This is a genomic window from Aulosira sp. FACHB-615 (genome assembly GCF_014698045.1).
Taxonomy (GTDB): Bacteria; Cyanobacteriota; Cyanobacteriia; order Cyanobacteriales; family Nostocaceae; genus Nostoc_B.
This window is the reverse complement of record NZ_JACJSE010000010.1, coordinates 156860-170243: the sequence shown is the minus strand read 5'-3', so window position 1 is coordinate 170243 and position 13384 is coordinate 156860. Positions and strand designations below refer to the sequence as shown.

Here is a 13384-nt window from a genome sequence, read left to right as displayed (position 1 = left end):
TGATTGTAATTCTGAATTCTGACTCCTGAATTTTAATTACTTCTGAAGATGTTTACTCATCTTGTGGTATTCAACGAAAATTTATGAAATTGATTTCACGTCACTTTATTGCCCTATTTTTATGCGGGATTTTGATATGTACACTGGTTTGGGCTGTTAGTCAAAGTGTCATTCCAAAAGTCAGCAATTCCAACTCTTTGCAAAAAAGTGTCCCATGTCGAGTAGTTCAGCATGTCAAGGGAGAAAGTTGTATTCCCCTCAACCCAAAACGAATTGTTACCTTAGATTTTAATAGTTTTGCTGCTGTTCTAGCTTTAGATGTCAAGCCGATCGCAACTTGGATCACCAATGAAATCGAGAGTGACTTTGATTACTTTCAAGGAAAAGCAGATGGAGTAGAAATCATCCGCAGTTCCAGTGGTCAAATTAATTTAGAAAAACTGCTCTTGCTACGTCCTGACTTAATTATAGTTGTGTCTCAACCATTCTTTAATAGAATTTATCAATATACTTCCAAAATTGCACCTACAGTAGTTTTACCTTGGATAGAAACTAAAGCCAATTGGCAACAACATATCCAAGATGTAGCAAATATTCTGCAAAAAACGCAGACAGCTACAGAATTGATGGGTGAATATAATCAACGGATTAATAACTTAAAGCAGATAATTAATCATGAGCAGCGAGAACTTCAGATATCATTTGCTTATGTGGCGGCTGGGCAATTAGTAATTACTCGGAAACAATCTTTTGCTGGCAAAATTTTGGCTGATATTGGCATATTAAATCCAATTTTTGCAGAATCAGGTGAATTTGATTTAGCCATCTCCGAGGAACTTTTACCTAAGATTGACAGTGATATTTTATTTATTGCGCCTCTACGCAAAGATGATAACTCTGTAATTCAGAAACTACAACAAAAACCTATATGGTCGAAACTCAAAGCTGTGCAGCAAAATCAAGTATATTTAGTAGATTTTTCTGTCTGGCGCGGATTAAATATTCTGGCTGCTTATGAGATACTTGATGAGCTTTATCAATATATCTTAAAAATGAGTAAATTTGCTTTATAAGATTTATTCTGTTATACCAATCCTATGTGATTTGTAAAAATTGAGAGGCTCAGATCCCCGACTTCTTTGAGAAGTCGGGGATCTCGTTGTTCACAAATGATTTAGGACTGCTATAGTGAATGTAAAAATTCAAGAGTCAGAATATTGAATGATTAGTTGGATTTTTATCAATCAATAAATTAACCCTACTGGATTACTTTTAAATTCTGAGTAATAATTCAGGATTCAGAAGGTTAAAGAATTAGGATAAGATTGGGTCAATGAATATCCTAGTTACATAACAGTCCTGATAAATTCTGAATTCTGACTCCTGGGTGCTGAATTCTTACAATTCTGATTCTGAATTTTTACAAACATATTAAACAGGTATTTCAATAATAAACTCAGTACCTTGACCAAGGATAGAATGACAACTTAATTTTCCTTTGTGAGTTTGTTCAACAATTTGTTTTGCTATCGCTAAACCTAAACCTGTACCTTTACCTACTGGTTTAGTAGTATATAAATGGTCAAATATTTTTTGTTTAACCGCTTCACTCATCCCTTTAGCATTATCAGCAATGGAGATTTTTACATAGTGATTATTGATTGATGTAGTAATTTTAATACTGTTGGGATTAGCTTGAATTTCTGCAAAACTTCGTCCTTGACTGGATTCATCTAAAGCATCAATGGCATTAGCCAATATATTCATAAATACCTGATTCAGTTGACCCGGAAAACATTCAACTTCAGGCAAATTATCATAGTTATTAATTACGATAATTGCCGGACGTTGTTCGTTTGATTTGAGGCGATGTTGGAGAATTAAAATAGTGCTATCAATGCCTTGGTGGATATTAAAAGATTGTTTGGTGTCGCTATCCGCACGCGAAAAAATTCGCAGACTTTGACTGATGGATGTAATGCGATCGCCTCCATCTTTCATCGCCCGAATGAGTTTGGGTAAATCTTCTCGGAGGTAATCTAAATCGACTGCTGTCAGTTCATCTTCAATTTCTGCACCAGGTTGGGGGAATGTCTGTGCATAGAGATCGATAATACCTAATAAGTCATTCAGATAATCTTGCACTGCATCGACATTGCCCACAATTGCGCTGATCGGATTATTAATTTCATGGGCTACCCCAGCGATGAGATTACCCAAGGCAGACATTTTTTCATTTTGAATCAGTTGCAGTTGAGATGCTTCTAGTTCTGCTGCTTTTTGGGTGACTTGGGCTGCAAGGTTTTTGGTGAGTTGAGATAGTTGCAAATGGGTACTAACTCTTGCCAAAACTTCTTTTTCATAGAAGGGTTTGACTATATAATCTACGGCTCCTAGTTCTAATGCCTTAACTTTGCTTTCACCGTCGGAAAGAGCAGTCATAAAAATGATTGGGATATGGCGGGTGCGCTCATTGGCTTTCAACCGTTGGCAAGTCTCAAAGCCATCGATTCCCGGCATCATCACATCTAGTAAGATCAAGTCAGGAAGACTGCGTTCGATTTGTTGGAGGGCGCGATCGCCACTGGTTGCTATAGCTATATCAAAGCCGGCATCGCCTAGAGTCTCGGAAACTACCTCTAGATTGGAGGGGGTATCATCAACAATTAAAACTAAACCAGTGATGGTAGATATTGGCGGTGTGTACATCATTTTGGAAGTTTGGACGTAAATATAGTCAGCCTTTAGTCACTGAAGTTGGGAAAGTTTTGATAACTCAAAGTCTGACAGCTCTGCTTTTAAGCAAGATACTGCTGAATGAATTGTTCCAGTTGTTCGCTTTGGAACTGTTTTGCCAGTTGAATAATCTTCTGGGTGAAGGGTTTGTATTGATGATTTTGTTGTTCCAGTTGTTCGGCTGCTGTAATCAGCTTTTTCAATCGCCCCTCCTGCACAAGTTCTAACCAAGCCTGGAGACTCTCTGGAGGAGGTGGAATGAGTTCTGTTGCTTGCTGTTCATCTGCCGATTGATTGGGGGTATCTTCAGTTTTCCAAGTGAGTTGCAAATGTTTTTCCAGCAATCTAAACAAATCATTGACTTGCACTGGTTTGGCAAGGAAATCATCGCCACCAGCATCAATACTCATTTGCTGATCGATTTGAGCAACGGAGGCGGAAGAGACAAGCACTTTGAGCAAACGCAGTTGTTCCTGTTCCCGAATCCGGCGCAGCAGTTCAAAACCATCCATTACAGGCATCACTAAGTCAGTAATAACAATATCAGGGAGATGTTGCTGGAGTTTGTCTAAAGCAGCTTGTCCGTGTTCGGCTTCGGTGATGATGAATCCTAGTGGCGTTAGCAGATTCATTAAAACGGCGCGATTTTCCCAGCGATCATCTACCACTAAAATATGCTGCTGTCGGCCTTCGTAGCCAATAATTTTACCTAGCGATGCTGTCTGCTGTTGACTCCAATCATTAGCTAAGGGTAGAACAATCTCAAAAGAAAATTCGCTACCCGCATCAAGCTGACTCTTGACTTTAATTTGTCCACCCATTAACTGTACAAGCTGTTGGCTAATGGCTAATCCCAGCCCTGTACCTTCGACTTTCCGCTTTTGATCTCCTACTTGTTCAAAGGTTTGGAAGAGTTTATTGATATCTGCGGTGGCAATCCCCACTCCAGTATCGACAATGCTAAAGCGCAGTTTAGTGCTATTGTCGGAATCTTGCCCAATGCGGTGAACTTGTAGCGTGACACTACCGCGATCGGTAAACTTAATGCCATTACCTAGTAAGTTAATCAAGACTTGGCGCAGGCGTTTTTCATCAGCACTAATACCCAAGGGTAAATCAGCATCCGGTTCGTAGTGAAACTCAATGCCTTTCTGCTGCGCCCGAATTTGGCAAATTTCCACCACACCTTGCAAAAAAGACGGCAAGTGAAAAGCTTGGGGCGCAAGTTCCAGTTTTCGTGCTTCGATTTTGGAAAGATCCAAAATATCGTTAATCAGTGTCAGCAAATGAGTCCCGCACTGGTGGATAATGTTGACTCCCTGACGTTCCTTTTCTGGTAAGGCTTTGGAACGTCCGAGAATTTGGGCATAGCCAAGAATCCCATTCAACGGCGTGCGGAGTTCATGACTCATGTTGGCAAGAAATTCACTTTTGGCATTGTTGGCACTGTCAGCAATTTCTTTGGCTGCATCGGCTAAGGCTTTTGATTGTTTGAGTTGGGCTTGTTCTGTAGATTGGACATAAACCAACACCCCAATTAATGCCCCTGCCAAGGCTAAGACTGCAAAAGCGATGATATCGAGGAGTTTTAGCTGAGATTCAATATTTTCGCGGGGAATTACCAGTGCTACCGACCAGTTAGCTTCTTTGAGGGGGAGAAACGCTACATATTTAACAGTTTTGTCGATGTTGACTAATTCTATACCTTGTTGGCGATTGACCATCTTTTTGGCGATCGCAGCTAAACCCGGATCTGTCGCATCAATCAATTTGATCCCTGGTTTTTCAATCGTAGTCATGAAGTCAGGGTTAGGATGGATGATCGCTTGTCCGGCAGAGTTGAGGGTAAAAGCATAGCTATTGTTGCCGTATTTGAGTTTTTCTGTGACATCCTTGATGCGATCGACAGCAACACTACCATGCACTACGCCGATGGGGGGACTCGATGGATTGCCATCTTTGCGGATAGGAACGGAGATAGGAACTGATGACACACCATTCGCTCTCGCAATCATGGGGTCGCCGACATGAACATAGCCAGCGATCGACCTTTGAAACCAGCGTCTATCTGTAACATTTGCCCGCTTACTATTGGGGACTGTACTCTCTCGCCATCCATCTGGTGTGGTTAAACCAAACAGGGAAAAATCCTCAAGTCGCTCGTCTTCCGCCTTTAAATATTTACTAGCGATCGACCAATCCACGGAGCGCACCTCATCCGTGTTCGCCAACATATCAACTCTCACCTTGAGAATTGCCAGCCAGTGATCAATTTCATCTCCACTTTGTTTCACCTCTGACAGCACTTGATTCTTGAGATTGCCGAGCATAACACTTCGCAGGGTTTGATAGCTAAAATAAGCACCAACAACTACAAATAAAGTAGTACCACCCACAATGACCTTAGCTAACAAGCTGCGCGAAGCTTTACCAGATTTGGCGCTGAGGGGCGAATCTCCGACAGGTTTTTTCCCTGATGAGGAAGATTCCCAGAACGATAAGACGGACATAGGCATCTGTAACAGATTCAAGATGGGTAATTTATGATACCCATTTGTGAAGCAAGATAACCAAGACCTTGCGGGGAGGAAAGTACGATAAGTAAGGAGTTATGAGTTATGAGTGGATTATTTTTTATTTTTCTTTCAATTTGTTGATTGAGGTTTTTAATATCTTAATAATTCTTTCATTCTCTTATATCAGATTTTTACATTTTGATTTTGGCAACAACTCAGATTTTATCCAATAAATGGTTTCATTTAAATTTTAAAAATATTCCAATACAGGAATTTCAATGATAAACTCTGCCCCCTCTCCTGGTGCGGAAATACAACTTAATTGACCGCCATGTTTTTCTACCACAATCGAATAACTAGTTGATAGCCCTAAACCTGTACCACGACCTACACATTTTGTCGTGAAGAATGGGTTAAATATTTGAGACTGTACAGACTTACTAATTCCTATCCCGTTGTCTTTAATCTTGATCACTGCCTTTTTGTCATTGATCAACTCAGTTTGGATGATAATTTGAGGATTGGGATTCATCTCTAGCGCATCAATGGCGTTATTAATGATATTCATTAACACTTGATTAAGAGCAGAAGCATAACAATTAACTAAAGGTAATTTCCCATATTTTTTAATTACTTGAATCTCTGGATGTTGGCTATTCATCTGAAATCTATGCTGTAAAATCAACAGCGTACTATCAATACCAGTGTGGATATCTACTGGTTTTATTTCTGCTTCATCCAAACGGGCAAAGTTTCGCAGTGACTGTACAATTTCACTAATACGGCTTGCTCCTATTTTCATGGATGACAGAAGATTCTGTAAATCTGGAATGAGAAACTCTAGTTCAACATCGGCGATTTTATTAGCAATCTCTGGCAATGGTTGGGGATAAAGTTGCTGATATAAGTTATTTAATTCAATTAAGGATTCTACATATTCACTGGCTGGTTGTAAGTTACCATAAATAAAGTTAACTGGATTATTAATTTCATGGGCAATTCCAGCAACTAATTGTCCTAAGCTAGACATTTTTTCAGCTTGAATGAGTTGGGATTGAGTTGAGTAAAGTTGATTGAGTGTTAATTCTAGCTGAGTAGCTTTGGCTGTTAATTCTTGGGTGCGTTCTGCTACTTTTTGTTCGAGATTGTGGGAATAATCTGCTAATTGACGATATAGGTTGGCGTTTTCTAGAGAAATTGCGGCTTGAGTGCAGAGTAAGTTGAGAATTTCAATGCGTTCGCTGGTAAATGCGCCCATTGTTAAGTTATTTTCTAAGTATAAAATGCCAATCAATTTGCCTTGTTTGAGGATTGGTGCACAGAAAATACTCTTGGGTGCATGGTGCAGAATATAAGGATCGGCAAGCAAAGTTGGCTCGACTATGGCATTGGCAATTACAGTGACAGCCAGCGTATTTTTCACCCGATTAATTAAAGTAACTGGGACTATTTTCTCAAAGGGTAAAGAGCGTAAAACAATGGCAGGTTTTTGAAATTGAGATAATGCTTCAATTACCCAAGAATCATCTTTTGGCATCAGTAATGCACATTTATCGGCTCCGGCATTTTCGAGGATTACTTGAAGTAAAGTTGAGAGTAATTTATCTAACTCAATTTCACTCGATAAAGATTGAAATGCTTTGAGAATAGTTGCTAAATCGAGGGCTTGTGAAAGGCTAGTATTGCTCAGAGAGGAACTTTGGATAGTGTGAGAGGAGATAGAAATGATTGTTTCTGTTGGTTTGAAAGTCGGTTGTTGTTTGTGCAGAATTGCTAGAAGTAGTTGGGGATAACGGGTTTCTAAATCGATAACTTTGGCTTTTGCACCCCACCGCGCATAACAGTAATAAGCCTCCATCATGTAGGTTTGGGCGATTTTTTCTTTGCCCCAATCAAGATAAAATTTGGCAGCTAATTCGTTGGCTAAGGCTTCTTCGTTGAGAAATTTGTGAGTTTTCGCCAGGGTAATGGCTTGTTCGTAATGTTCTATCGCCGCTAATTTATCACCAGTAACTCGTAATTTTTCCGCCTCTACTAAATGCCATTTATGTAAATGATTCATGGGAGCATCTTGCGCCCACTGGTGCAGAATATTTTGATGGGTTTCTACCTCGGTGAGCATTTCTTCTGGTGCTGCGGTAATAACTGCGAGGTGGGTGAGGGCTGCATAGAAATGGAACAGGGGAACTAAAAACATTCCTGATACTGCCATTAAATAGAACTTAAATTGGGTGATATATTCGAGGGCAGCGTGATAATTGCCAAAAGAGTAGGCAAGTAGCAGTTTGTAGTTGTACGTAAAAGCGAACGCCGTGAGATCCCTATCCTGTTCATGTTTCGGGAACATCACCGTTTCATCATAGAAAGTGCCAATTAAGCAATCGGGTTGGCTCACTTTTTCTCTAAATTGCGCCACTGTTTGCTGTATCATATCCAGATAAACTCGCGCCGAATCTTGCTTAAATTGAGCTAGAGCAGCACTGTAAGCAGTTAATTCAGCCGCCAAAGCGTTCAGTTCAGAACCTGTGAACAAACCTCCAAAGGCATACCCTTGTATGCTATAGCCAGCGTACAGGAAATCGCCCGTTTCCATCCCCGCCCGATAGCTTTCTTTCTGGATGATTAGCGTTTTCAACAGTGCTTGTCGGCGATGGTGGATGAAAGCCCCAAACAGATTAAGAGTGATGCACTTCATACCTTGAGCATTCAACTTCTCTAGTAAGGAGAGGGATAATTTACCAAATTCATAACCGATTTCGACTTCGCTAAAAAAGGCACACATCACCATCCCATGAATTGCATAGCCAGGGATGGAGGCGGGAGTATTGCCAAACTCTAGGGATAAGCGTACCATTGTTGCGCCGAGAATGGGCATTAAACCAGGCATTCCCAGTAACACTGGTGGAAACAACATACTTAATATCTGGATTGCAGCTTGAGCTTGAGGTTCACTCATCAGAGGTAAGTCAATCAATGCAGCAATTTCTCGTCCTTGGAGTTGCTGGTTAACTGCTGCTAAAGCTTTGCCAATCTCAGTTTCGTCTACTTGGCTGGGTAATTCAACTCCCAATTGGGCTAGAGCTTCTCTGCCGACTGCGATCGCTGCTAATATTTGACTACTTGCTGTTAATGCGGCAATTTGAATTTCGTAGATTTTAACTTTGTCAACAATGCTCTGTGCCTGCTGCAATACTACGGCTGCAAGTTGTTCCATACCATTAAAATCACCATTCAAATAACTGGCTTCCGTTGCAGCTATATATAAATTCAAAGCTAATTCATACTGACTTTGCCAACAATTAACCTCTAATAAGTCAATACCAGTCTGAAAGTATTCTCTAGCGGCGGTGTAAGCGGTTGAATGTCGGGCTTTATTCCCAGCTTGCAAGTTAAGTTCTGCTAAAGCTTCTCGTTCCTGTGGTTGATTAATTAATGCTTGTCCTTGGTTTAAATGTCCCACAATATCAAACAGTTTTTCTTCTCGTTCTATGGCGGCAGAATTTTGCAGCAGTAACTGTCCAATCTTGAGATGTGTGACTTGCTTGTTGTCATCAGGAATCAGGGAATAAGCTGCTTGTTGAACTCGGTCATGTAAAAAGCGATAAACTGGATTAGCTGCTGCATAAATACCAGAAATATATTCATATTGAACAAAGAATTTATAAATCTCTGTATTGGGAACGATTAATCCTGCTTGCAAAGCTTTCCATAAATCTGCCGCCGTTGTTTCTGGTGTTTGTTCCGAAATAATTGCCAATGTCTGCAAATCAAACTGCGCCCCAATACAAGCTGCTAACTTGAGAATATTTTGAGTTTGCTGGGGAAACTTCTGCAATTGCAATGACATAAATTCTACTACATCATCAGTAATTGCTAAAGCTTTCACTTGAGCAATATCACACTGCCAATGACGATATTCCAAGTCAAATGTAATCAAGTTTTCGTTATTTAAGGCTTTGAGAAACTGGGTAGCAAAAAAAGGATTACCTTTAGTTTTTTGATAGATTAATGTTGTCAAAGGTTGGGCAAGTGATGATTCACAATTTAGTGTATCTGCAACTAAATGATTGAGATTAGTTTCGCTTAAGGCTTGGAGGATAATTTTATTGATAACTGCGCCTGTTTTTTTTAGCTCATCTACAGTCAAGATAAATGGGTGAGTTGGTGATACTTCATTATCTCGATATGCTCCCAAGAGCAATAAATGTTTTGTATCTTGCATCAACAATTGTAGCGATTTCAGTGATGCGGAGTCTGCCCATTGCAAATCATCTAAAAATATCACTAAGGGATGTTCTGGATGAGTGAAAACTTTCACAAACTTTTGCAATAGCAAATTAAATCTATTTTCCGCAGCAGTTCCTGATAGTTCTGTAGCAGGTTCTTGTGCGCCAATAATGCGTTCTAATTCGGGAATGACATCAATTAAAACTTGTCCGTTTTCGCCGACAACTTCTAAAATTTTGATTTTCCAAGTTTGCAATTGTGCATTTGATTCTGAGAGTAATTGCCCCATTAAATCACGGAATGCTTGCACAAAGGCACTGAAGGGAATATTCCGTTGAAATTGGTCATATTTACCTTTGATAAAATAGCCACGTTGGCGGACAATTGGTTTATGGACTTCGTTGATCACTACTGTTTTTCCAATCCCCGAAAACCCAGCAACAAGCATCATTTCGGTTGCACCTTGGCTTACTCTATCAAATACTTGGAGTAGGGTTTTGACTTCTGTTTCTCTGCCATAAAGTTGATCAGGAATCATGAAGCGATCGCACACATCCCGACTAGCAATTTCAAAGCTTTGAATCTCACCAGTTTCTTTTAGCTGCTGTAAACATTTTTCTAAATCAAATTTCAGCCCCAATGCGCTTTGATATCTATCTTCGGCGTTTTTCGCCATCAATTTCATCACAATCTTGGAAATAACTTGGGGAATATCTTTTCTGGTTCCTAATCCCGTCGGTGTTTTGGCAATGTGACAATGTAATAATTCCATTGCATCATCAGATACAAATGGCAATTCACCTGTGAGTAATTCATAAAAAGTTACACCCAAGGAATAAAAATCTGTGCGATAATCAACCCCGCGATTCATTCTCCCAGTTTGTTCTGGAGAAATGTAAGTAAGTGTTCCTTCTAATACGTTGGGATTAACTAAGGTTTGAGTTTCTCTTGGTAATAAAGATGCAATACTAAAGTCAATTAACTTAACTTGTTTAGTTGTGGAGTTAATTAAGATATTTCTGGGTTTAATATCTTTATGAATAATCCGATTTTTGTAAAGTGTATCTAAGATATTACAGAGGGCGATCGCTATTTGCAAAAATTCCTCAAAAAATTCACCGCTTATTACCTTTCGCCATTCGGTTAAGGAAATTCCCCCAAAATCTTCCATCACCAAAACATAGCTATTTTGAAACTGTTCCAGACTATAAGTTTGAATAATTCCAGGATGATTGAGATTTTTAGCTATTGTATACTGGTTGCGAAATTGGACAATTTCACTAAAACTGGGGTAAGGATTTCTCAGGAGTTTCAGGACTACAGGTAAATTGTCAGTTTTTCTGAACGCTCGGTAAACTAAAGTTCTGAACCCATCATAGATTTGCTCATTAACTACATATCCGGGAATACTAAATTGAGTTGCAGCCATACTACTTTTAGTCGAGAAAACTTCTAAACGTAGTATTCCCATGTATAGAAGTTAATTGATACTAGGAGCAAAATTTACCTTGAACTTGCCACAATAACCGTAAAATCAACCACTAAAACCATAAGCATGACAACACAAGATGCAAGACAATCAGCCCCAGCTACCGAGCGCAATCGCCAACCAATTCTCGACGTACTGTTAAAAGTATTACCTAAAAGTGGAACAGTCTTGGAAATTGCCAGTGGTACAGGTGAACACGCAATTTATTTTGCATCGCAACTGAGAAATGTGATGTGGCTACCAACAGATGTCAGTCCCCAAGCCAGAGCAAGTATAGTTGCTTGGACTGAACACTATGGATGTCAAAATGTTTATCCACCATTGGAACTGGATGCTAAAGAACCTGTGTGGGTGCTAGAGCAAGAAACAACAACCCAATTGCTAAATAATTCGCCCATTGTCGCCATCGTCAATATTAATATGATTCACATTTCACCTTGGTCAGCTTGTTTAGGATTGATGGCAGGGGCAAATCGTATTTTACCTGTGGGTGGTATTCTTTATTTATATGGGCCTTTTAAACAAGGTGGAGAACATACAGCCCCAAGTAATGCTGCTTTTGATGAATATTTACGTTCCCAAAACCCAGAATGGGGTGTGCGTAACTTAGATGATGTCATAGCCGTTGCTCAAACCCAACATCTTGTCTTGAAACAGATTTATGAAATGCCAGCCAATAATCTCTCCGTAGTTTTTGAACGGAAGTGATACATATAAAGCAGCACCTCAAATTCTCTCGGCGACCGGAAGCAGAGGAGCAGAGGAAGTAATTTGGTAAGAATTCAGGAGTCAGAAGGATTAAAGAATCAGGAGAAGATTTGGTAAATGAATATCCTAGTTAAATAACAGTCCTGATAAATTCTGACTTCTGACTCCTGGGTGCTGAATTCATACGTAATTTGTATCAGTAATTTCGTGAATTGGTATGACATCATATCCGCTTAATCAATTAAAATCACTTGAGCTAATCGACGCACTCCCTCTTGTATTTTCTGATGACTGAGTTCAGCATATCCAAAAATAAATTCACTACCAGGACTATCTTTTAAATATTGAGGATATGCTGCCCCAATATTCACTCCAGCCAGGGCAGCACGCTGAACTATTTCATCATCACTGAGTTTAGTGTTGAACTTGACCATTAAGTGCATTCCGGCATTTTCTCCTAGGATTTTGATTTTGTCGCCAAAATGGTCAAATAAAGACTGTACCAAAGTTTGCCTGCGTCCGTCGTAAAGCGATCGCATCCGTCTAATATGTCGTTCTAAATGTCCTTCGGTAATAAAATCTGTCAAGGCATATTGTTCTAATAAACTGCATTGCCGATCTGCTAACAATTTCCCACGGGCAAATATTGGTACTAAATCTGGAGGTAAAACTAAGTAACCCAGACGTAAGGCCGGAAATAAAACTTTAGAAAATGTCCCCACATAAATGACTGAGTTACCTTGGTCTAATCCTTGCAATGCGGGAATCGGTCGTTTACCATAACGATACTCGCTATCATAGTCATCTTCAATAATCATTACCCCTGATTTTTTTGCCCAAGCTAGTAACTCTAACCTGCGAGTCAGCGATAGTGTCGCACCTGTGGGAAATTGATGTGATGGGGTGACATAAACAAGCTTAATGTTAGGAATTATACCTGTTGTTAAATGATGGACAATTAATCCTGACTGATCTACAGCTACAGGAAATAAATTAGCTCCTTGCCCTAAAAAAGCTCGTCTAGCACTTAAATATCCTGGATCTTCCACTGCTATGCAATCACCAGGGTTAATTAATATACGAGTAATTAAATCAATCCCCTGTTGTGAACCACCGACAATTATGATTTGCTCAGAGTTACATTTCACGGCTCTGGAGCGAGATAGATAAGCTGCGATCGCCTCCCGCAAAAGTTGATAACCCTGTGAATTGTAAGTATAATCAAGCACTGACTTACTAGACTGACAATGGCGAGATAAGAGCTTACGCCACAACTTAATCGGAAACTCATCAAAAGCTGGTCGTCCATAACTAAAGCTAATCTCGACATCTGTTTCGGGGATGTGTAAAAATTTACCCTGACTCAACCTTTCGCCATAGGTTGATAAGGATATGGGACGCGGATTTGCTGGTAATTTTGGTGGAATAGGTGTGGTGTTGAGTAAATCATCAGGGAGTTGACGACAGACAAAGGTTCCCGAACCAACACTGGTTTCTAGATAACCTTCACTCAGAAGCATTTCATAACTTTGGGTAACGGTGGCGCGAGAAACACCAAGTAATTGAGCCAGCACACGAGTTGAAGGTAGTTTTTCTCCTGGAGTTAATCTCCCTGTAAGAATTGCCTGACGAATTTCTGTATAAACTTGGCGATGTAAAGGTAAAGCTGCTTGGGAATCAATACTAATCACAAAATCCATAGGAGTAT

At 39.8% G+C, this 13384-nt stretch carries 6 protein-coding genes; 2 read left to right on the top strand and 4 right to left on the bottom strand.

Annotated features, from left to right (window positions below; all coding sequences use genetic code 11):
• Window positions 1–83 precede the first annotated feature (83 nt).
• Window positions 84–1073, top strand: coding sequence for an iron-siderophore ABC transporter substrate-binding protein (locus H6G77_RS18190; protein WP_190872313.1), 990 nt, complete (start codon window positions 84–86; stop codon window positions 1071–1073).
• Between the two features lie 358 nt (window positions 1074–1431).
• Here H6G77_RS18190 and H6G77_RS18185 read toward each other — a convergent pair whose 3' ends face one another.
• The 3 genes from H6G77_RS18185 to H6G77_RS18175 form a co-directional block, all read right to left on the bottom strand.
• Window positions 1432–2712 carry a sensor histidine kinase gene (locus H6G77_RS18185; RefSeq protein ID WP_190872312.1) on the bottom strand — a complete coding sequence of 427 codons (1281 nt, stop codon included), beginning with the start codon at window positions 2710–2712 and terminating at the stop codon, window positions 1432–1434.
• Window positions 2713–2798: 86 nt separating this feature from the next.
• Window positions 2799–5246, bottom strand: coding sequence for an ATP-binding protein (locus H6G77_RS18180; RefSeq protein WP_396020678.1), 2448 nt, complete (start codon window positions 5244–5246; stop codon window positions 2799–2801).
• A 256-nt stretch (window positions 5247–5502) separates the two neighbouring features.
• The gene (locus H6G77_RS18175; protein WP_190872366.1) at window positions 5503–10908 is read right to left on the bottom strand and encodes an ATP-binding sensor histidine kinase; all 5406 of its coding nucleotides are present in this window, start codon (window positions 10906–10908) and stop codon (window positions 5503–5505) included.
• A 126-nt stretch (window positions 10909–11034) separates the two neighbouring features.
• Between H6G77_RS18175 and H6G77_RS18170 the strand changes: the two genes are divergently transcribed.
• Window positions 11035–11676 (top strand): DUF938 domain-containing protein, encoded by a 642-nt coding sequence (locus H6G77_RS18170; RefSeq protein ID WP_190872310.1) that lies wholly within the window; start codon window positions 11035–11037, stop codon window positions 11674–11676.
• A gap of 233 nt (window positions 11677–11909) precedes the next feature.
• Here H6G77_RS18170 and H6G77_RS18165 read toward each other — a convergent pair whose 3' ends face one another.
• Window positions 11910–13376 carry a PLP-dependent aminotransferase family protein gene (locus tag H6G77_RS18165; protein WP_190872309.1) on the bottom strand — a complete coding sequence of 489 codons (1467 nt, stop codon included), beginning with the start codon at window positions 13374–13376 and terminating at the stop codon, window positions 11910–11912.
• Window positions 13377–13384 lie beyond the last annotated feature (8 nt).

Coding starts and splice junctions, on each gene's coding strand:
- H6G77_RS18190 (WP_190872313.1), top strand. CDS start 84: ATGAAATTGATTTCACGTCACTTTATTGCCCTATTTTTATGCGGGATT.
- H6G77_RS18185 (WP_190872312.1), bottom strand. CDS start 2,712: ATGATGTACACACCGCCAATATCTACCATCACTGGTTTAGTTTTAATT.
- H6G77_RS18180 (WP_396020678.1), bottom strand. CDS start 5,246: ATGTCCGTCTTATCGTTCTGGGAATCTTCCTCATCAGGGAAAAAACCT.
- H6G77_RS18175 (WP_190872366.1), bottom strand. CDS start 10,908: ATGGCTGCAACTCAATTTAGTATTCCCGGATATGTAGTTAATGAGCAA.
- H6G77_RS18170 (WP_190872310.1), top strand. CDS start 11,035: ATGACAACACAAGATGCAAGACAATCAGCCCCAGCTACCGAGCGCAAT.
- H6G77_RS18165 (WP_190872309.1), bottom strand. CDS start 13,376: ATGGATTTTGTGATTAGTATTGATTCCCAAGCAGCTTTACCTTTACAT.